Annotated in this window: 20 protein-coding genes; 12 read left to right on the top strand and 8 right to left on the bottom strand. The window is 58.2% G+C overall.

The window, feature by feature from the left end; translation table 11 throughout:
• Window positions 1-19 precede the first annotated feature (19 nt).
• Window positions 20-1828 (top strand): ATP-binding cassette domain-containing protein, encoded by a 1809-nt coding sequence (locus tag Q1B46_RS07745; RefSeq protein ID WP_299946549.1) that lies wholly within the window; start codon window positions 20-22, stop codon window positions 1826-1828.
• 83 nt (window positions 1829-1911) lie between these two features.
• Here Q1B46_RS07745 and Q1B46_RS07740 read toward each other — a convergent pair whose 3' ends face one another.
• Both Q1B46_RS07740 and Q1B46_RS07735 read right to left on the bottom strand, forming a co-directional pair.
• The gene (locus Q1B46_RS07740; RefSeq protein ID WP_299946546.1) at window positions 1912-2454 is read right to left on the bottom strand and encodes a sugar O-acetyltransferase; all 543 of its coding nucleotides are present in this window, start codon (window positions 2452-2454) and stop codon (window positions 1912-1914) included.
• A gap of 10 nt (window positions 2455-2464) precedes the next feature.
• A complete protein-coding gene (locus tag Q1B46_RS07735) occupies window positions 2465-3220 on the bottom strand; it encodes a 3-hydroxyacyl-CoA dehydrogenase (protein ID WP_299946544.1) in 756 nt (251 codons plus the stop codon).
• Between the two features lie 223 nt (window positions 3221-3443).
• Here Q1B46_RS07735 and Q1B46_RS07730 point away from each other — a divergent pair, with 223 nt between their 5' ends.
• Window positions 3444-4217 (top strand): hypothetical protein, encoded by a 774-nt coding sequence (locus Q1B46_RS07730; RefSeq protein ID WP_299946541.1) that lies wholly within the window; start codon window positions 3444-3446, stop codon window positions 4215-4217.
• A 91-nt stretch (window positions 4218-4308) separates the two neighbouring features.
• On the opposite strand, the gene tyrS is transcribed toward Q1B46_RS07730, so the two are convergent.
• Window positions 4309-5559 carry a tyrosine--tRNA ligase gene (gene tyrS / locus Q1B46_RS07725; RefSeq protein WP_299946538.1) on the bottom strand — a complete coding sequence of 417 codons (1251 nt, stop codon included), beginning with the start codon at window positions 5557-5559 and terminating at the stop codon, window positions 4309-4311.
• Window positions 5560-5742: 183 nt separating this feature from the next.
• Here tyrS and Q1B46_RS07720 point away from each other — a divergent pair, with 183 nt between their 5' ends.
• Window positions 5743-6870: an anhydro-N-acetylmuramic acid kinase gene (locus Q1B46_RS07720; protein WP_299946712.1), complete on the top strand. Its 1128-nt coding sequence runs from the start codon at window positions 5743-5745 to the stop codon at window positions 6868-6870.
• 104 nt (window positions 6871-6974) lie between these two features.
• Here the strand turns inward: Q1B46_RS07720 and Q1B46_RS07715 are convergent, their stop codons facing one another.
• Complete coding sequence (locus tag Q1B46_RS07715) at window positions 6975-7394, bottom strand: cupin domain-containing protein (RefSeq protein WP_299946535.1); 420 nt, start codon at window positions 7392-7394, stop codon at window positions 6975-6977.
• Window positions 7395-7481: 87 nt separating this feature from the next.
• On the opposite strand from Q1B46_RS07715, the gene Q1B46_RS07710 reads away from it, so the two are divergent.
• Window positions 7482-8900: a protein adenylyltransferase SelO gene (locus Q1B46_RS07710; RefSeq protein WP_299946532.1), complete on the top strand. Its 1419-nt coding sequence runs from the start codon at window positions 7482-7484 to the stop codon at window positions 8898-8900.
• On the opposite strand, the gene Q1B46_RS07705 is transcribed toward Q1B46_RS07710, so the two are convergent.
• Window positions 8876-9787 carry an adenylate/guanylate cyclase domain-containing protein gene (locus Q1B46_RS07705; protein ID WP_299946529.1) on the bottom strand — a complete coding sequence of 304 codons (912 nt, stop codon included), beginning with the start codon at window positions 9785-9787 and terminating at the stop codon, window positions 8876-8878. The two genes, Q1B46_RS07710 and Q1B46_RS07705, sit on opposite strands and share 25 nt — an antisense overlap.
• Before the next feature lie 182 nt (window positions 9788-9969).
• On the opposite strand from Q1B46_RS07705, the gene Q1B46_RS07700 reads away from it, so the two are divergent.
• The 6 genes from Q1B46_RS07700 (at window position 9970) to Q1B46_RS07675 (ending at window position 14309) form a co-directional block, all read left to right on the top strand.
• Window positions 9970-10674, top strand: a complete 705-nt coding sequence (locus Q1B46_RS07700) for an endonuclease/exonuclease/phosphatase family protein (RefSeq protein ID WP_299946527.1) — start codon at window positions 9970-9972, stop codon at window positions 10672-10674.
• A gap of 72 nt (window positions 10675-10746) precedes the next feature.
• Window positions 10747-11160: a Fur family transcriptional regulator gene (locus Q1B46_RS07695; RefSeq protein WP_299946526.1), complete on the top strand. Its 414-nt coding sequence runs from the start codon at window positions 10747-10749 to the stop codon at window positions 11158-11160.
• Window positions 11161-11292: 132 nt separating this feature from the next.
• Window positions 11293-12171 carry a DMT family transporter gene (locus tag Q1B46_RS07690; RefSeq protein ID WP_299946524.1) on the top strand — a complete coding sequence of 293 codons (879 nt, stop codon included), beginning with the start codon at window positions 11293-11295 and terminating at the stop codon, window positions 12169-12171.
• 137 nt (window positions 12172-12308) lie between these two features.
• Window positions 12309-13586, top strand: coding sequence for a phosphopyruvate hydratase (gene eno, locus Q1B46_RS07685; protein WP_299946521.1), 1278 nt, complete (start codon window positions 12309-12311; stop codon window positions 13584-13586).
• A 135-nt stretch (window positions 13587-13721) separates the two neighbouring features.
• Entirely contained in the window at window positions 13722-14039 is a 318-nt protein-coding gene (locus tag Q1B46_RS07680) for a hypothetical protein (RefSeq protein WP_299946519.1), read from the top strand.
• Between the two features lie 102 nt (window positions 14040-14141).
• Entirely contained in the window at window positions 14142-14309 is a 168-nt protein-coding gene (locus Q1B46_RS07675; protein ID WP_299660934.1) for a hypothetical protein, read from the top strand.
• Here the strand turns inward: Q1B46_RS07675 and Q1B46_RS07670 are convergent.
• From Q1B46_RS07670 to mazG, 3 genes are read right to left on the bottom strand one after another with little or no spacing between them, the layout of a single operon-like run.
• Complete coding sequence (locus tag Q1B46_RS07670; RefSeq protein WP_299660932.1) at window positions 14306-14755, bottom strand: GNAT family N-acetyltransferase; 450 nt, start codon at window positions 14753-14755, stop codon at window positions 14306-14308. The genes Q1B46_RS07675 and Q1B46_RS07670 overlap by 4 nt on opposite strands.
• Window positions 14752-15690 (bottom strand): nucleoside hydrolase, encoded by a 939-nt coding sequence (locus tag Q1B46_RS07665; RefSeq protein ID WP_299946516.1) that lies wholly within the window; start codon window positions 15688-15690, stop codon window positions 14752-14754. Before Q1B46_RS07665 ends, Q1B46_RS07670 begins: the two co-directional genes overlap by 4 nt.
• Window positions 15691-15745: 55 nt before the next feature.
• Window positions 15746-16612 carry a nucleoside triphosphate pyrophosphohydrolase gene (gene mazG / locus Q1B46_RS07660; RefSeq protein ID WP_299946710.1) on the bottom strand — a complete coding sequence of 289 codons (867 nt, stop codon included), beginning with the start codon at window positions 16610-16612 and terminating at the stop codon, window positions 15746-15748.
• A 66-nt stretch (window positions 16613-16678) separates the two neighbouring features.
• On the opposite strand from mazG, the gene Q1B46_RS07655 reads away from it, so the two are divergent.
• Window positions 16679-17842 (top strand): M20 aminoacylase family protein, encoded by a 1164-nt coding sequence (locus Q1B46_RS07655; protein WP_299946513.1) that lies wholly within the window; start codon window positions 16679-16681, stop codon window positions 17840-17842.
• 11 nt (window positions 17843-17853) lie between these two features.
• On the top strand, window positions 17854-18822 hold the full coding sequence (gene speB / locus Q1B46_RS07650; RefSeq protein ID WP_299660923.1) for an agmatinase: 969 nt from the start codon (window positions 17854-17856) through the stop codon (window positions 18820-18822).
• Window positions 18823-18841 lie beyond the last annotated feature (19 nt).

Genomic DNA, 18841 nt, shown 5'->3' with positions numbered 1-18841 from the left:
ACCGGTTTAGCTGGCGGGCATGGCGAGAATTCCTTTATTGCAGATGTCCGGCATTTCCCTGACCTTTGGGGGTGATCCAGTGTTTTCCGGTTTGGACCTTGTGGTGCAACCCGGTGATCGCGTTGCACTTGTCGGGCGAAACGGATCTGGCAAATCCACGCTGATGAAAGTGATGGCCGGGCTGGTCGAAGCAGATCAGGGCGACATCATCATCCCCCCAGGTAAATCCGTGGGTTACATGGAACAAGACCCCGGTATGCAGGGATACGCCACGCTTGGGGATTATGCCTCCAGCGGGCTGGAGCCAGGAGAGCTTTATAAGGTCGAACGTGCCGGTGAGGGGCTGAAATTCGATCCCGACCGCGCGGTTGAAACCGCATCTGGTGGCGAAAGGCGGCGCGCTGCTTTGGCCAAGTTGATGGCGGAAGCTCCGGATCTCATGTTGCTGGACGAGCCCACGAACCATCTGGATATCGAAGCGATTGCCTGGCTTGAGCGTGAGCTGGGATCGACCCGCGCGGCTTTTGTATTGATCTCGCATGACCGGGCGTTTCTGCGCGCGTTGACACGCGCCACATTATGGATTGATCGCGGCGTTGTACGACGACACGAGCAGGGGTTCGAAGCCTTTGAGACTTGGCGGGACAAGGTCTGGGAAGAGGAAGATCAACAGCGCCACAAGCTGAACCGCCTGATCAAGTCCGAGGCGCGATGGGCCGTTGAGGGCATCAGCGCGCGGCGTAAGCGCAACCAGGGCCGAGTGCGTGCGTTGCAGGCGCTTAGGGCCGAAAAAACAGCGCAGATCAAACGTCAGGGTTCTGCCGCTATGGCATTGGAATCCGGTCCGAAATCGGGCCGTAAAGTCATCGAAGCCAAGGGGGTTTGCAAGACGTTTGGATCTCAGCAAATCGTGCGCACCTTTGACCTTTTGGTGCAGCGCGGTGATCGCGTAGCGTTTGTCGGGCCAAATGGTGTGGGCAAGACGACGCTGCTGAAAATGTTGCTGGGTCAGGTCGACCCGGATGAAGGTTCGGTGATGCTGGGTACCAACCTTGAGGTCGCCGTGTTCGATCAGGCCCGCGCGCAGCTGGACCCCGAAATGAGCCTTTGGGACAGCCTGACAGGTGATCCCGAGATGCGGGTTTCGGGAAAGGCCGATCAGGTGATGGTCGGCGGGCAGCCCAAGCATGTGGTGGGCTATCTCAAAGAGTTTCTGTTCGATGATGCGCAGGCAAGAGCGGCTGTTAAGTCTTTGTCAGGTGGGGAAAAAGCGCGATTGCTGTTGGCCAAGCTTATGGCCAAATCGTCGAACCTTCTGGTGTTGGACGAACCGACGAACGATCTGGATATCGAGACCCTGGATCTGTTGCAGGAATTGCTGGACGATTATGATGGGACAGTTCTGCTGGTCAGCCACGACCGGGATTTCCTGGATCGGGTTGCCACCACTACGATCGCCATGGAGGGCAACGGACGCGCAACCGTATACGCCGGAGGGTGGTCCGATTACATCTCACAGCGCGGCGATGTTGCGCAGAAAAATGAAGAGAAAACAAAATCATCCAGGCCAAAGATAAAGCATGAGGCGAAACAAAAGGCTGGCCTCTCGTTCTCTGAAAAACACCGGCTTGAGAAGCTACCTGCCGAGATTGCGCGGCTTGAGGCTGAGATTGCCAAGTTGGAAGCGTTGATGTCGGACCCAGAGCTATTCAGCCGTGAACCGGTCAAGTTTCAGAAAGCGACTGAGGCACTGGTCGAACGGCAGGAAAAGCTGTCATCGGCTGAAGAAGAGTGGCTGATGCTTGAAGAGAAAGCCGAAGCCGGTTGAGTCCGAGTTGTACACCCGCAATCGACTGAATTGTCCGAGTTGTACAAAACCGCGACAGCGTTCTTACCTCGGATAATTCTCCGTCAAATCGGGCGGGCCGGGTTCCCGACAACAGTCGCACCGGCTGGAACATCCTTGGTGACGATGCTGCCGGCGCCGATGATGGCACGGTCTTCGATTGTGACGCCGGGCATGATTATCGCGCCACCACCGATCCAGACATTATCGCCAATTGTAACCGGGCGGGCGATTTCCAGACCTTGCACACGTAGGGCAGGATCTTTTGCGTGCTCGGCACAGTAAATCTGCACCGTGGGTCCAAGCATCGTGTCACTGCCGATGCGAACCAGAGCGGTGTCGAGCACAACACAGCCTGCATTCAGATACACCCGGTCACCCAGAGACAGGTTTATTCCGTAGGCGCAATGGAACGGTGCCTCGACAAGGCAATCCTGACCGATTTGGGCGAACAGTGCGGCGAGTTCCGGTGCCATCGGGCCTCTGTCATCTGGCGGGCAGATGTTATGGGCATGGACAGCGCGACGCGCCTCGGCGCGCAGCGCATCGAGTTCGGGATCAAGGCAGCGATACCATTCACCTGCCTCCATTTTTTGCCGCTCGGTCATGGGCGTTGGTTTAGCGCATCCGCAGGGCACCGTCGATGCGGATGACCTCTCCGTTCAGGTAGCCCATTTCAACGATGAACCCGGCCAGTCGACCGTATTCGCGCGGATCGCCAAAGCGGGCGGGGTTGGGAACGTCGGCGGCAAGTTGCTGTTGTACCTCTTCGGGCAGACCCGCCAGCATCGGGGTCATGAAGATGCCCGGCGCGATGGCCATCACACGGATACCGGTCGAGGCCAGATCGCGCGCCATGGGCAGCGTCATACCTACCACGCCGCCTTTTGAGGCCGCATAAGCCGCCTGGCCCTTTTGTCCGTCAAAGGCAGCGATGGAGGCGGTGTTGATGATCACGCCACGCGCACCGTCCGGTTCGGGGTCATTCTTCGCCATCTCGGCAGCAGCAAGGCGGGAGACGTTGAAAGTGCCAACGAGATTGATGTCGATGGTGCGCTGGAACGCATCCAGAGGGTGGGGGCCATCTTTGCCAACTGTTTTGGCGCCGATTGCGATGCCAGCGCAGTTCACGGCTGCGGTTATGCGACCCATTTTGTCCATCGCCTGCGCGACGGCGGCAGCCACTGAGGTTTCGTCTGTCACATCGGTTTGCGCGAAATACCCGCCGATTTCCGCTGCAACCTGCGGGCCACGTTCGGCGTCGCGGTCAAGAATGGTGACCTGCGCGCCATTTTCGGCAAAGTGACGGGCCGTAGCCTCACCCAAACCGGATGCGCCGCCGGTGATGACGGCAGCTGTGGTTGAGAGGTGCATGGCAGGCTCCTTCTTGATTTGAACACTTGTTCAGATAATCGCAACAATGGGCCTCTGTCCAGTAGGGGCTTTGAGCAGATCGGAAATGCTCGATTCAGGCGAGACACGCTGACCGGTGGTGGCGTAGCAAATGGTTGCTCACGACTGGGTCTCTGTTTCGTGATTGAACAACCTGACTGATCACCGCGTTTTACAGTCAGGAGGTACCGATATGGTGATGTTAATGAATGCGAAGCGTGCACTGGGCGCGATTGTTGCGGCTCCTGTCCTTGGGGTGATGATAACTGGCAGCGTGGCTGCTGCACCTGAGGTTTGCGACGGACGCACCGCGCGGGCTTTGGCCAACGCTGGGGATTATGCGGGCCTTTGCGAATGTGCGCAGGTGACGCCCAGCTTTTTGCAACGGCTTCAGCGGCGGTCGGATTTCGGAACCGTTCTGAGTGTAGCTGGTGCGCAATGTCCGGGTTTGGCAGCGCTTTTGTCCGATTTACCGACTGCGAGCATCGCGGCTGCAACGCGGGGCGAGGATCGCAACTCGGACCCAAATGATCCCGGCGGGCCGGGGGGTGGTGATCCGGATGGCCCGGACGGCGGTGACCCCGGTGGACCGGACGGTGGAGACCCTGGTGGGCCTGATGGTGGTGATCCGGGTGGGCCAGATGGTGGAGACCCCGGTGGGCCAGATGGTGGAGACCCCGGTGGGCCTGATGGCGGTGACCCCAGTGGCCCGGATGGCGGTGACCCCGATGGGCCTGACGATGGCAAGCCAGGCGATAAGCCTGACAAGCCGGATGGAAAACCGGACAAGCCTGATGGCAAGAAGGGTGGCAAACCAGACGGCAAGAAGGGCGGAAAATCTGGCGGCAAGAAGGGTGCAAAATCAGACAGTAAAAAGGGCGCCACGTCAAAAGGGCAAGCCAAAGCGAATGCGAAGTCCAAGTCGGGTGGCAAGGGCAAAGGCAAAGGCAAAGGCTCGCGCAAAGGCAAAGGCACATAGGCCGACCGTTCTGGCCGCGTGATCAGTCAGATAAAAAAGGAACGGCCACCCAAACAGGTGGCCGTTACTCGTTTCACTAAACGGGTGTGTTTTAGCCCAGTTGCACCAGCGCGTGGCGTTTTTTGCCTGCGCTGAGCTTGATTGGCGAAGATAGCGCGCCTGCGTCGATCATCAGACCAGCATCCGTCAGCGGCGCATCGTCCAGCTTTGCCCCGTTTTCCGCGATCAGGCGCTTGGCTTCCTTGCCGGATTTGGCGAGGCCGGATTTGACGATCAGCTGTACAATCGATATGCCGTCGCCCAAATCATCAGCGCTGAGCGTGAGGGTTGGAAGATCACCACCCACGCCGCCTTTTTCAAAGACTTCACGGGCCGTGGCCTCGGCCGTTGCAGCGGCTTCACCGCCGTGCAGTAGAGTGGTGACTTCATTGGCGAGGCGTATTTTGGCCTCATTGATCTCAGACCCTTCCAAAGCGCCCATGCGGTCGCATTCGTCGACCGGAAGCTCGGTGAAGATTTTCAGGAACCGGCCCACATCCGCGTCGGTGGTGTTGCGCCAGAACTGCCAGAACTCATAAGCGCTCAGCATATCTCCGTTCAGCCAGACCGCGCCGCCTTGCGACTTGCCCATCTTGCGGCCGTCGCTGGTGGTCAGCAGGGGGGTGGTCAGGCCATAGATTTCCTGATCCAGCACGCGACGGGTCAGGTCGATACCGTTGACGATATTGCCCCACTGGTCCGAACCGCCCATCTGCAGAACGCAGCCATAACGGCGGTTCAACTCGAGGAAGTCGTAGGCCTGCAGGATCATGTAGTTGAATTCGAGGAAGCTCAGCGATTGTTCGCGATCCAGCCGCGATTTCACCGATTCAAAGCTCAGCATCCGGTTCACCGAGAAATGCCGCCCGATATCACGCAGGAAATCGAGGTAGTTCAGGCTGTCCAGCCACTCGGCATTGTTGAGCATCAGCGCGCCGGTATCGCTGTCATCGTAAGACAGGTATTTCGCGAACACCTGCTTCATACCCGCGATATTGGCATCGATCTGTTCGGGACCAAGTAGGGGGCGTTCATCCGAACGGAACGAGGGGTCACCCACCTTGGTGGTGCCTCCGCCCATCAGGGTAATCGGTTTGTGGCCGGTCTTTTGCAGCCAACGCAACACCATGATGTTCATCAGGTGACCCACGTGCAGCGACTGCGCGGTGGCGTCATACCCGATATAAGCCGTCTGCACCCCGCTGATCAGCGCCTCATCAAGGCCCTGATAATCGGTGCAGTCGGCGAGAAAGCCGCGCTCGATCATCGTGGCGATGAAATCCGATTTGGGGTGGTAGGTCATATCGTGCCCTCGGGGTTACTATTGCGGAGCACTGTATAGGCGGCGTCAGGGGCAAGGAAAAGGCACCATGTCCAAGAAAAATTTCGCTCGCGCAGGATGTGCCTTGCCATGGCTTTGCGTTACCGTGCAGGTTGTGCTCAGCACCCTGTTCACCGGGTGTATGATGCAAGAAACGAGGTCGGCGTGGGCAGGGTCATCAGCAAATCGGGTGCGATCAGGGCATTGGGAGCCATGTCGGGCACATCTCTGGACGGTGTGGATGCCGCCGTGGTCGAAACCGACGGGCATGAGATTTTTGGCTTTGGTCCCAGCGCGTACCGTGCGTATTCAGAAGAGGAACGTGCCACATTGCGCGCGGCCCTTGGGCATTGGCATGGCCCAGAGGTTGATACCTCGGCTGAGCTTGTGACCCGCGCGCATGCCGAGGTTCTTTCAGAATTCGAAGAGGTGGACCTGATTGGCTTCCATGGTCAGACGTTGGCGCATGAACCACGCGGGCGCGGGACGTTGCAGGTGGGCGACGGTCTTGGCCTGTCTCAAGCGCTGGGGCTGCCGGTGGTTTGGGACTTCCGCAGTGATGACGTGGCACTGGGTGGTGAGGGCGCACCTCTGGCTCCGTTCTTTCATTTTGCTTGCGCCAAATGGATCGGGGCGCAAGAGCCAATGTGTTTCCTTAACCTCGGTGGTGTGGGGAACCTGACCTATGTGGATCCATCCTTTGATGGTCCCGAGGCGCCGGGGGCATTGGTGGCTTTCGATACCGGACCCGCCAATGCTCCGGTAGATGACCTGATGCAAGCGCGGCTGGGGCTGCCGATGGATCAGGATGGCGTGTTGGCGCGCGATGGAACGGTTGAAACCGGTGCGCTTGAGCTGTTTCTGTCGGAACCTTTCTTCAATCGGATGCCACCCAAGTCGCTGGACCGGAATGATTTCTCGGAAATGATCGGGTTGGTAAAGGAGCTGAGTGATGCCGATGCGGTCGCCACGCTGACTGGAATGAGTGCGGCAGGCGTGGTGCAGGGGATGGAGCATTGTCCCAAACCACCTTCGCGCATTCTGGTGACTGGAGGTGGTCGAAATAACCCCGTGCTGATGGAGATGCTGCGCGTGTCTCTGGATTGTCCGGTAGGGCCCGTCGAGGCGGTTGGATTGGACGGCGATATGCTTGAGGCGCAGGCCTTTGCATATCTCGCTGTTCGGGTGGCACGAGGTTTGCCGACGTCATGCCCGGGTACGACCGGTGTCAGCGCGTGCGTTGGGGGCGGTATCGTGTCGGCCCCGGCACGAGGCGCTATGGTTGGCGTGTAGGGGGCGCTGCCCCCGTCGCTGCGCGACTCCCCCGAGGTATTTTTGGCCAGATGAAGATGCGGACGCCCTGAGGGCTGAGCCTGGGTCTGATGGACGGGCCGTTGTTATTTTGTCGGGATGTCAAAGCCGGGTTTCGCGAGTTCAAATCCCTCGAACTCAAACCCTGGTGAAACCGTGCAACTGACCAACGTATAAGCGCCGGTGCTGCGCGCGGCTTGCCAATGATCCTTTGGCACGATGATCTGAGGTGCACCTTTAGCGAGCTCTGCCGTCAATATGAGATCGGTGGCCGGGCCTTTGTCATTTGAGCTGAGCGACAGGATCAAAGGCGCGCCCGAATGATAGAGCCAGATTTCAGTGGCGTCGACTTTGTGCCAGTGGCTGCTTTCACCCTCTGCCAGCAGAAAATAGATGCAGGTGCCGGTGGCGCGACCCGGATTGTCGGCGCGCCAGGTTTCTTTGTACCAGCCGCCTTCGGGGTGCTGCTGCAGGTTCAGACGATTGATGATGTCTTGTGCGGTCATGGCGGTCCCAGGTTTGATTGCGCTGATTATGCACGGCGTCGCATGATCTGCTATGGCAATTGTGTGACCAGTGCATATGTTTGCCGCATGACCATGATGATCCCTTTTGACAACAGCTACGCCCGCCTGCCGGAGGGGTTCTTTGCAAGGCAAGCGCCTGTGTCTGTCCGTGCGCCGCGTCTGATCGCGCTCAACGCCGATTTGGCCCAAGTATTGCGGATTACGCCCGGTGAGGCCGAAGAGATGGCGCAAGTTTTTGCGGGCAACTCTGTGCCAGAAGGTGCTGAGCCCCTGGCGCAGCTTTATTCTGGGCATCAGTTTGGAACCTATAACCCCCAGCTTGGTGATGGGCGGGCGGTTTTATTGGGCGAGGTTGTCGGCACGGATGGGATCAGGCGGGATATTCAGCTGAAAGGGTCGGGCCAGACACCGTTTTCCCGTCGGGGCGATGGGCGGGCCTGGCTGGGACCGGTGCTGCGCGAATATGTTGTATCCGAGGCGATGCATGCGCTGGGTATACCCACAACACGGGCTTTGGCAGCGGTCGAGACCGGTGAAATCGTATTGCGCGAGGGCCCGATGCCCGGCGCAGTTTTAACCCGTGTAGCGCAAAGCCACCTGCGCGTGGGTACCTTTCAGGTATTTGCCGCCCGGGGACAGTTGGATAACCTGCGGCGGCTGACTGAATATGCCATTCAGCGCCACTATCCTCAGGCAGAGGGTCCTATGGGGCTGCTGCGCGCGGTGCGGGACGCACAGGCGCGGCTAATCGCGCAGTGGATGGGCGTCGGGTTCATTCACGGGGTGATGAATACGGATAACAGTTCGATCGCGGGTGAGACTATCGACTATGGGCCTTGCGCCTTTATGGATAGCTATCATCCGAACACGGTTTTCAGTTCGATTGACCAGATGGGGCGATATGCCTATTCGAACCAGCCCGAAATTGCGGTTTGGAATCTTGCGCAGTTGGCGACGGCTTTGATCCAGCAGTTCGAAGACAAAGACGCTGCTGTGGAGGAGGCGACAGAGATCGTGCATGCCATGCCTGACCTGTTGCAAGAGCAATGGCTAGAGCGGTTCAGGGCCAAGATTGGGCTGACCCGGGCTGAGGAGGGGGATCTTGAGATGATCTCGGATCTGTTAATCCGGATGGCGCAGAACAGGGCTGATTTCACCAATACGTTCAGAGCGCTGGGCAGTCAGAACGCGCGGGACCAATTTACCGATCCTGCGACCTACGACCAATGGGCCGAAGGGTGGCAGGCGCGGGTGCAGCGCGAAGCGGTGCCAGCAGAGGTGATGGCGGCGGCAAACCCGGCGTTTATTCCGCGCAATCATCGGGTTGAGCAAATGATTCAGGCGGCGGTGCAGGGGGATTACGCACCATTCCAGCGCCTGAACGATGTTTTAAGACGGCCCTATGAGGATCAACCGGACGCCGCTGATCTAAAGCGACCTCCGGCAGAAAATGAAGTGGTTCAGGCGACGTTTTGTGGCACCTGAGGGCGGCCTAAAAGTTCAAACTGCAGACAGATATCAGACTCAGCGATGGGCAAGGCCGGAGAGATCAACCCGCTATCTGCCAGCATGACGGATTCACGCTTTAACTGGATTTCGCGACCGGCCTCGGATTTCAGGTAGGTGCCCGATGTGCTGCGGTCTGTAAGAATTAACTTGCCGTCCTTGATGCCAAGAACCGCGTGCACGCGCGAGACCCAGGGCTGCGACAAGACAACGTCGCAATCCGATGACCGGCCGATTGCCAATTCGTCATTCTCATGGCAACGCCATGAGCGATCCCCGTGGCTGAGCAAGAGCGTCAGGCGTTCGCGGGGCTTCCAGTGATCCTTGGTCCGACCATAGGATAGGGGTAATCTGGTATGCGTGTTGGGGGCCATGGCCGGTTTCTGCAGGGAGTGGACCATGAACTGTTCGGTCAAACCCTTGAGGTTAAGGCGTCCAATCGGCTTGAGCGCCTGCCGCAAGTTGCCCTGCAGCATATCGACTACGCCATCGCTGAGACAGGCCTCTCCGGGGTTGGCGGCAGTGGCAAGTCGTGCAGTGATATTCACCGCCTCGCCATAAACCCCTTTTTCCGTGAGGACGATTGGCCCACAATGCACACCAACATGAACCGATAGAGGGGTTTCCGAAGATCCCTTGATCAGGTCCATCGCCGCTTTCAACGCCGAATTTGCGTCGAGGAAGTAACTGAGGACATCATCCCCTTTCTGTCCAACCTGAACACCGCCATGGGCCGCAAGTACGCGCCGGAGCCGGTCAAGTTCCAGTTGGAGAAGGCGCTGCGCCTCGGCTTCACCCACCGCTTTGTACAGCGGCGTGCTCCCTGAAATGTCGACAAGTACCAGGGTTGCGAACGTTGTATCCACGTTTGATCCTTAGCTCGGCTATTCGAATACTTTAGCGAAACAGATAAGTGTGTATACAGAATTTGCGTTTAGAGGGGGCTTTGGGATTAATTCATCTTCAGGTTCTGTGTCTGAGGGTTGATTCATGTTGCGCTGGGCGCTGGGCGTGGCACTCTTGGTGTTTGAACAGCCAACGGAAACCCATGACCCGCCTGTCGACCCTGCGTCTTGCCAGTTACAACATTCAGAAATGCGTTGGCCTCGATTTTCGGCGGCAACCGCAGCGGATCATGCAGGTCATCGACAGCATGAAGGCTGATATCGTTGTTCTGCAGGAGGCGGATAAGCGTCTACCCCCTCGGCCTGCCGCGTTGCCCCATTTCATGCTGAATGAGGCTGGATGGCAGATTGTTGATCTGGGTGGTGCGGGCAGTCTGGGCTGGCATGGCAACGCCGTCATCTGGCGTGGGGATGCGATTGAAGTACGTCAGACCGGGCATCACGATTTGCCGGGGTTGGAGCCCAGAGGTGCCGTGCGGGTGGAGTTTGAGACGCAGATTGGCCCGCTGCGTGTGATGGGGATGCATCTGGGGCTGCTGCCCGCGTCGCGACGCCATCAGATAAATCACATCAGACGCTTCGATTCCGAGCTTGAGGATATGCCCACCGTCTGGGCCGGGGATTTCAACGAATGGTCGCGCCAACCGGTTCTGGATCACCTGGCGCCTGACATGCGTTTTTTGCCACCCGTGCCCAGCTTTCCGGCGGCGCAGCCATTGGGGGCACTGGACAGAATCGCGCTGGGGCAGGGGCTTGAGGCCGCTTTGCATGGGGTTCATGATACGCGGCCAGCGCACATTGCTTCTGACCATCTGCCGGTTTGGGCTGATCTGCGACGCGTTGCCTGACGGCGAAATCGGCTGTAGCGCAAGGCAAACAGACATATTAAGTATGTGGTTCGAACTGTTCCGAGAGTAACCATGTCCGATACGATAATTTCCCGTTGCGAAGCTAAAGGCCTGCGCATGACTGGCCAGCGCCGAACAATCGCTCAGGTGTTGCAGCAAAGCGCTGACCACCCGGATGTGGAAGAACTTTATTCCCGGGCCTCAGCCGAAGATTCCGGCATTTCGATCGCCACGGTGTATCGAACCGTCAAACTGTTTGAAGAGGCCGGAATTCTTGAACGGTTGGAGTTCGGCGATGGCCGTGCGCGTTACGAAGATGCCGAACGTGATCATCATGACCACCTGATCGACGTGCAATCGGGCGAGGTGATTGAGTTTGTGGATCCTGAAATCGAAGCGCTGCAGGAAAAGATTGCTGCCAAACTTGGTTACAAACTGAAAGGGCACCGGCTGGAACTTTATGGCGTGCCGCTGACCAAAGACTGATCCATCACAAATCGCGATAGAACGGTTCACGGCAAATCATCGGTTGTGCCGAGTTTTGTCTTGCCACAGGCCACTGCGTACGGTTCTTGTGCGGTTATTGGGTTTATTTCCCCCACTCCAATGGAAACGCGCATGAACAATGTAAACGGCATCCTGCTGCTTGTCGGGTCGATGGCAGCCTTTGCGATTGAGGATATGTTTATCAAACAACTGTCGGTCTCGGTTCCGACAGGGCAGATTCTCGTTCTTTTGGGTTTGGTTTGCGGCGCGGTCTTCGTGGTGATGTCAGTCGCGACGCGCAGGCGCATCTTTGATCCGGTTGCCTGGTCACCGTTGCCGGTGGCCCGTGCGGCGGCCGAAGGGATTGGCGCGATTTGCTTTATAACCGCATTGTCGCTTATCGACCTGTCCACGGTTGCGGCGGTATTTCAGGTTATGCCCCTTGCGGTGACGATGGGGGCGGCGCTGTTTCTGGGCGAACAAGTCGGTTGGCGACGGTGGAGCGCGATCGGGGTTGGGTTTGTCGGTGTATTGATGATTATTCGCCCGGGCCTCGATGGCTTTCAGCCGGAAACCCTGCTGGTGGTCGCATCGGTATTTGCGATTGCCGCGCGGGATCTGATGACACGCAAGCTGGACGTGCGGGTGGCCTCGACCGTGGTTGCAATGCAGGCCTATGTGGCGGTGATGATCGTCGGGCTGGTCCTGATGGCCGTGTCTTCCCAAACCTATGTTCCGATGCAGGCGGTCCCGATCTGGCCTTGCCTGGGTGCCATCGGATTCGGTGTTTTGGGGTATTATGGCATCGTCTCGGCGATGCGGGTGGGTGAGGCTTCGGCCATGATGCCTTTCCGCTATACGCGCCTTGTGTTCTCGATGATTGCGGGTGTGCTGGTGTTTAACGAGCGGCCGGATGCGATGACCCTTGCCGGGGCCACGCTGATCATCGGGTCGGGTCTGTACACCTTTGTCCGCGAACGCCGCCTTGCGCGTGAGATGATCCCGGCCTGATCGGTGTTGGCGCAAACATCAACCTGTTAGCCCTAAACGCCAGAAAATATACGTGTTAGCGGTAACGAAGCCGGTTTACATTTGCCTCGTTGCTGCTATGACGCGTGCATCGGACCGCAGCCATAGGGACAGGCCTCATGAGCACCATCATCGACATCCATGCACGTGAAATTCTGGACAGCCGGGGCAATCCGACGGTCGAAGTTGACGTCATTCTGGAAGACGGCACCATGGGCCGTGCAGCCGTGCCTTCGGGCGCATCGACAGGGGCCTATGAGGCGGTCGAGAAACGAGATGGTGACAAATCGCGCTACATGGGCAAGGGCGTGCTGGAGGCGGTCGCTGCCGTAAACGGTGAGATTGCCGAAGAGCTGGTGGGTTTTGACGCGACCGAGCAGGTGGCCATCGACCAGACCATGATCGAACTGGACGGGACCGAGAACAAGGGCCGTTTGGGTGCAAACGCCATTCTGGGGGTTTCGCTGGCGACAGCCAAAGCGGCGGCGGATTTTACCACGCAGCCTCTGTATCGTTACGTTGGTGGCACCTCGGCCCGGGTTCTGCCGGTACCGATGATGAACATCATCAACGGGGGTGAGCACGCGGACAACCCGATCGACATTCAGGAATTCATGATCATGCCGACCTCGGCTGCGAACATCCGCGAGGCGGTGCGCATGGGATCCGAGGTGTTTCACACGCTGAAAAAAGAACTGTCCGCTGCCGATCTGGCCACTGGTGTGGGTGACGAGGGTGGTTTTGCCCCAAACATCGCCAGCACACGCGAAGCGTTGGATTTCATCCTGAAATCTATCGAAAAAGCAGGCTACAAACCGGGTGAGGAAATCCACCTGGCGCTGGATTGCGCTGCAACTGAATACTTCAAGGACGGAAAGTACGTCCTGGCGGGTGAGGGCATCTCACTGTCGTCCGAGGAAAACGCAGCCTATCTGGCAGCGCTGGTCAACGACTACCCGATCATCTCGATCGAGGACGGCATGTCTGAGGATGACTGGGACGGCTGGAAAGCCCTGACTGACGCCATCGGCGACAAGGTGCAATTGGTGGGTGACGACCTGTTCGTGACCAATCCGGCACGCCTGGCCGAGGGGATCGAGCGCGGTTGCGCCAACTCGATGCTGGTCAAGGTGAACCAGATCGGATCGCTGACCGAAACCCTGCGCGCCGTCGATATGGCCCACCGTGCGCGGTACACCAACGTGATGTCGCACCGTTCGGGTGAAACCGAGGATGCCACCATTGCCGATCTGGCAGTAGCGACCAATTGCGGTCAGATCAAAACCGGGTCGCTGGCGCGGTCGGATCGGTTGGCGAAGTATAACCAGTTGATCCGCATTGAAGAAACTCTGGGTGAAGTTGCGGAATATGCGGGCGAGTCGATCCTGAAACGTTGATCTGACCCTCTGACCAGATATCCGATATGGCCCCGGCTGCAACGCCGGGGCTATTTTTTTCTTTGCGTCATCCCTGATCCGTCTAAGCTGGACATCGTAGTCCACGGTGCAGTGGCTGATGGGAGGGGACGTCTTATGACCACAATCAAAAATATCGCTGGCGCGGGGGCGCTGTTGATCTTGCCTCAACTTGCATTGGCCGACCGCCCACCTCAGGCGGTGTGCCAGAAGATGGTAGAAGGTGACCCCAGCGGGCAGATCACGATGGAGGAATGCCTGTGCACCTATAACGTCGCCGACACAGTTCTGGACGATGATATCAAGGCGCTGTTGTTTCAATCCTGGTATACGGGTGAGAACGTAACCGAGCAGTTAGAGGCACTGCCCGAACCCAAGCGCGTACAAAAACAGTTCAAGACCATGGAGCGGACGTTCAATAAGAACTGCCTGTGACCGGCGCTTAAGGCCGACATAAATATCAATATGTGTGAACTTGTTCCTTTTGTCGCGTCATGACCTCCGATAGTCTGCCAGCATTGCAGAAAGGGGGACAAGATGTCTGCTTCAAAGGTCTTTCTCGTAATTTCAATGCTTTCGGCGGGGTTGCTGGCTGCTTGCACAGAGCCGGGGACCTATCCGATTACGGGAACGGCGGTCTCGCAGGATGATCCAGTGCAGGACATGGTCAATCCAGCGGTGATCTTCAGGGGGGAATCGCGTTAGAGCGATTTGCTCATCAGCATATAGCGATCGCGCGGTTTGAAACCTGAACGCAGATAAAGCTTCTGCGCGGTTTCGTTGGTGCGGTCGACTTCAAGATGCAGGGCCGTCAGCCCGGCTTCGGCAAGGGCCTTGGGCAGGTCGTGCAGCACCTCCGTGGCGATACCACGTCCGCGGACCGCGGGGCGGATATAGATTTCATCCACGAATGCATCCATACCGCCAAATTCAACAGACCAGCCGAAGGTGAGGATGACGTAGCCCAGCGGCGCGCGGCCCGGTCCGATCAGATAGATGCACCCGTGCGGTATGCCCTCCAGCAGTGGGGCCAGCGCATTGCGGCGTTTCTCGTCATCCTGATCAATGCCGGATTCCGAATGAAACGCTGCAACCAGCGCCATCAGTCGGTTCAGATCATCGGGACGGGCAAGGCGGAGAGCGGCGGTCATAGGCGGGCCAGCCTTTCTGTAAGCAGGTCGAAAAAGCCTTGAGCGTCAACATCGCTTATGAACATGGCATTTGGCGAGCGGTCCGTGACCCCCCACCAGTCTGCCACTGTCATGCCCAACGTCAATTCGGATTGGGTTTCGATTTCAACATTAATGTGGCGACCCGAGAACAGGTCCGGTTTGATCAGATAAGCCGTCACGCAGGGGTCGTGAAGCGGTGCGCCCTCGGACCCGTATTTTTCTATATCGAAGCGTTCGAAGAAGTCGGTCATTTCTGCCACCGCATGACCAACTTTGCTGTCCAACGCTCGGAACGCATCGTTGCGATGTGGCGTGACCAACGCGTCATGGGTGACATCCAACGGCATCACGACGATACGGATTCCAGATTTAAACACGATATCAGCAGCTTCTGGGTCGACATAGATGTTAAATTCTGCAGTCGGAGTGATGTTGCCAACCTCGAAATAGGCCCCGCCCATCAGAACGATTTCCTGCACGCGATCGATGATATCGGGCGCCTTGCGGAAGGCAGTGGCGATATTGGTCAACGGTCCCAGCGGGCAGAGCGTCACCGTGCCCGGCTCATGCGCGCGCAGAGTGTCGATGATGAAATCGACCGCGTGACCTTCGGCCAGAGGCATTTCAGGATCGGGCAGCACAGGGCCGTCGAGCCCGGTTTTACCGTGCACATGTTCAGCAGTCACCAGAGGGCGATTCAAGGGGCGATCACACCCGGCATAGACGGGCACATCAGTGTGCCCTGCCAATTCGCAGACGATACGGGCGTTCTTGGCGGTCAGTTCCAGCGGCACGTTTCCGGCAACGGCGGTGATGCCCAAAACCTCGATCTCTTCGGGGCTGGCCAGCGCCAACAGAATGGCGACGGCGTCGTCCTGACCGGGGTCGGTGTCGATGATGATCTTGCGGGGCATGGTCGTCTCCGGGGCGGCGTGAAGGTCGGACACTCGCAAGTGTCGCAGTGCTTGTCTAGCCGATTTCCGCGTCTGCCGGGGCGTTCACCGGCGGGAGTTTGCCGTTGGCGCGGTGTTCCTCGATCTTCACCTCATCCCACAGCGCATCCATCTCGGCCAGATCGCTTTGTGACGGGGTTTTACCACGCGCGGCGAGGCGTGTCTCGACCTGCTCAAAGCGGCGGGTGAACTTGGCGTTGGTACGGCGCAGGGCAGCCTCGGGTTCGATGCCCAGATGGCGGCCGAGATTGACCATGACGAACAGCAGATCGCCGAATTCATCCTCAAGCGCGTCGGCATCCATGCTGTCGCGCGCCTCTTCCAGTTCGGCGGCTTCTTCAGTGATCTTGGCGAGGACATGGCCGGCGTCGGGCCAGTCAAAGCCGACGCGGGCTGCACGTTTCTGCAGCTTGAGGGCGCGTAGCAGGGCGGGCAGGTTGGCGGCAACACCATCGAGCGTACCTTGTTGTTCCTTGCCCGCACGCTCGGCTGCTTTGATCGTCTCCCAGTCCAGCGTTTGTTGTTCTGCTGACTTATCGCGGGATTCGTCGCCAAAGACATGCGGATGGCGGGCAACCATCTTGTCAGACATGGTGCGCACCACGTCCTGAAAGGTGAAATGTCCTGCCTCTTCAGCCATTTGCGCGTGGAAGACGGATTGGAACAGCAAATCCCCCAGCTCTCCCTTCAGTTCATCATAGGCCTCGCGTTCGATGGCATCGGCGACCTCATAGGCCTCTTCGATGGTATAAGGCGCAATCGTCGAAAAATCCTGTTCGATGTCCCACGGGCAGCCGGATTGCGGGTCGCGCAGGCGGCGCATGATTTCCAGCAAACGCTCGATACCTGCGTCCGTATCGTGGATCAGAGGATTTTCGGCCATTGCGAACCCTTTCGTTCCGGTGTCAGATGCATCCATCCCGTAGTCAGGATCAGGAGTCCACCCCAGATGCCCGTCGTCAACCGAATTGCCGATTACGCCGCCGATATGGCCCAGTGGCGCCAACACCTGCACACCATCCCCGAGTTGGAGTTCGAATGCTACGAAACCGCCGCATTTGTGGCCGAGCGTCTGCGCGAGTTCGAGGTGGATGAGCTGCATGAGGGGATCGCAAAGACCGGTATGGTCGCGATCATCAACGGGCAGGGCGAGGGGCCGACCATTGGTCTGCGTGCGGACATGGATGCGTTGCCGATTACCGAAGAGACGGGGTTGGACTACGCATCGAAAAACCCCGGTAAAATGCATGCCTGCGGGCATGATGGGCACACCACGATGCTGTTGGGCGCTGCGCGCTATCTGGCTGAGACGCGGAATTTTGCGGGCCGTGTGGCGCTGATCTTTCAACCTGCCGAGGAAGAGGGCGGTGGCGCGGATGTGATGGTGAAAGAAGGTATCATGGAGCAGTTCGAAATTTCTCAGGTCTATGGCATTCACAATGATCCGGGAAACCCAGAAGGCGCGTTTTACACTACGCCGGGGCCGATTATGGCGGCGGTGGATACGTTTGAGATCCACATTCAGGGCGTAGGCGGGCATGGGGCCATGCCGCATCAGACCAAAGACCCGGTGATGGCGGCCTGCGGGATTGCTCAGGCGATTCAGACCATTGTCAGTCGCAACCACTATGCGGTTGAGGATCTGGTGGTCTCGGTCACTCAAATCCACGCGGGAACGGTAAATAATGTGATTCCGGATACGGCCTATCTGAACGGCACTGTCCGCACCTTTGATCCTTCGGTGCAGAAAATGGTGATGGAGCGGCTTGAGCAGATTGTGGTGGGGCAGGCGGCCTCTTACGGGGTTGAAGCGACATTGGACTATCAAGTGGGTTATCCGGCCACGATCAACGATGCTGAAAAAGCGGCCTTCGCTGCCGATATCGCGCGCGAAGTGTCCGGATCTGACCGAGTTGTCGATTCTATGGGTCGCGATATGGGGGCCGAGGACTTTTCCTACATGCTGCAGGCCCGTCCGGGGGCCTACCTGTTTATGGGGCAAGGGGAAGGCGCCGGGCTGCACCATCCGAAATACAACTTCAACGACGATGTTGCACCGGTCGGGGCGTCTTTCTTCGCTCGGATCGTGGAAAGGGCGCAGCCCTTGGGCTGATAGGAAAAAACATGGCACTGGAAGATGCAAAAAACCAGGTGGACGAGGCGTTCACCAACCCAGATCTCAAGGGGTTGTCGTATGAGAACACCTTTGGCGGCGCGACATCATTCCTGCGGCGGCTTTATACAAAAGACCTGACCGGGGTCGATATCGCTGTGACGGGCGTGCCCTTCGATCAGGCAGTAACCAACCGCCCCGGAACGCGGCTTGGCCCTCGCGCGATCCGCGAGGCCAGTTCTTTGCAATCACCCGATGCGCCCTATGGCTGGCCCTTCGACGCGCTGAGCGAGTTGGCGATCGTGGATTATGGTGACATGGCCTATGACTATGCCAATATCCCCGCCTTTCCCGATACTTTGACCGATCACATTCGTACCATTCTGAAAGCCAATGTTGCCTCGGTTACGTTGGGTGGGGATCACTATATCAGCTTCCCGATCCTGAAAGCTTATGCCGAGAAATACGGGCCGATCTCTTTGTTGCAATTTGATGCGCATACGGACACCTGGGCCGACGATGATATGTCCCGCGTGGATCATGGGACGATGTTCTACAAGGCGGTGAAATCGGGGATCGTGGATCCGAAGCGCTCGGTTCAGGTGGGCATTCGCACCACCAATGAGGACACACTGGGCGTCAACATCATCGATGCGCGTGAGGTTTATGAATCTGGCCCTGCAGCGGTGGCGCAGAAGATCAAAGGTATCCTGGGCGACAGCCCTGTCTATCTTAGCTTCGACATTGATGGTCTGGACCCGGCCTTCGCCCCAGGAACCGGGACGCCGGTTTGGGGAGGGCTGAGTTCGATTCAAGCGCAGATCATCCTGCGCGACATTGCCGGGATCAACATCAAAGGTGGCGACGTGGTAGAGGTTTCACCTCCTTTTGACACCTCCGGCGCGACGGCGATTGCGGGCGCCCATGTGGCCACGCAGATCATTTGCCTGTTGGGGTGGAACAAGCTGGTGAAGCCTTAACCTTTGGTTAGGCATAATC

The sequence above is a fragment of the uncultured Ruegeria sp. genome (genome assembly GCF_947500045.1).
Classification (GTDB): domain Bacteria; phylum Pseudomonadota; class Alphaproteobacteria; order Rhodobacterales; family Rhodobacteraceae; genus Ruegeria.
Note: the sequence above shows the minus strand (reverse complement) of the source record. Positions and strands in the feature narration are given on the sequence as shown.

Coding starts and splice junctions, on each gene's coding strand:
- Q1B46_RS07710 (WP_299946532.1), top strand. CDS start 7,482: ATGACCATGATGATCCCTTTTGACAACAGCTACGCCCGCCTGCCGGAG.
- Q1B46_RS07730 (WP_299946541.1), top strand. CDS start 3,444: ATGAATGCGAAGCGTGCACTGGGCGCGATTGTTGCGGCTCCTGTCCTT.
- Q1B46_RS07695 (WP_299946526.1), top strand. CDS start 10,747: ATGTCCGATACGATAATTTCCCGTTGCGAAGCTAAAGGCCTGCGCATG.
- eno (WP_299946521.1), top strand. CDS start 12,309: ATGAGCACCATCATCGACATCCATGCACGTGAAATTCTGGACAGCCGG.
- Q1B46_RS07680 (WP_299946519.1), top strand. CDS start 13,722: ATGACCACAATCAAAAATATCGCTGGCGCGGGGGCGCTGTTGATCTTG.
- Q1B46_RS07665 (WP_299946516.1), bottom strand. CDS start 15,690: ATGCCCCGCAAGATCATCATCGACACCGACCCCGGTCAGGACGACGCC.
- Q1B46_RS07715 (WP_299946535.1), bottom strand. CDS start 7,394: ATGACCGCACAAGACATCATCAATCGTCTGAACCTGCAGCAGCACCCC.
- speB (WP_299660923.1), top strand. CDS start 17,854: ATGGCACTGGAAGATGCAAAAAACCAGGTGGACGAGGCGTTCACCAAC.
- Q1B46_RS07655 (WP_299946513.1), top strand. CDS start 16,679: ATGCCCGTCGTCAACCGAATTGCCGATTACGCCGCCGATATGGCCCAG.
- Q1B46_RS07675 (WP_299660934.1), top strand. CDS start 14,142: ATGTCTGCTTCAAAGGTCTTTCTCGTAATTTCAATGCTTTCGGCGGGG.
- Q1B46_RS07670 (WP_299660932.1), bottom strand. CDS start 14,755: ATGACCGCCGCTCTCCGCCTTGCCCGTCCCGATGATCTGAACCGACTG.
- mazG (WP_299946710.1), bottom strand. CDS start 16,612: ATGGCCGAAAATCCTCTGATCCACGATACGGACGCAGGTATCGAGCGT.
- Q1B46_RS07740 (WP_299946546.1), bottom strand. CDS start 2,454: ATGACCGAGCGGCAAAAAATGGAGGCAGGTGAATGGTATCGCTGCCTT.
- Q1B46_RS07735 (WP_299946544.1), bottom strand. CDS start 3,220: ATGCACCTCTCAACCACAGCTGCCGTCATCACCGGCGGCGCATCCGGT.
- Q1B46_RS07745 (WP_299946549.1), top strand. CDS start 20: ATGGCGAGAATTCCTTTATTGCAGATGTCCGGCATTTCCCTGACCTTT.
- Q1B46_RS07700 (WP_299946527.1), top strand. CDS start 9,970: ATGACCCGCCTGTCGACCCTGCGTCTTGCCAGTTACAACATTCAGAAA.
- tyrS (WP_299946538.1), bottom strand. CDS start 5,559: ATGACCTACCACCCCAAATCGGATTTCATCGCCACGATGATCGAGCGC.
- Q1B46_RS07690 (WP_299946524.1), top strand. CDS start 11,293: ATGAACAATGTAAACGGCATCCTGCTGCTTGTCGGGTCGATGGCAGCC.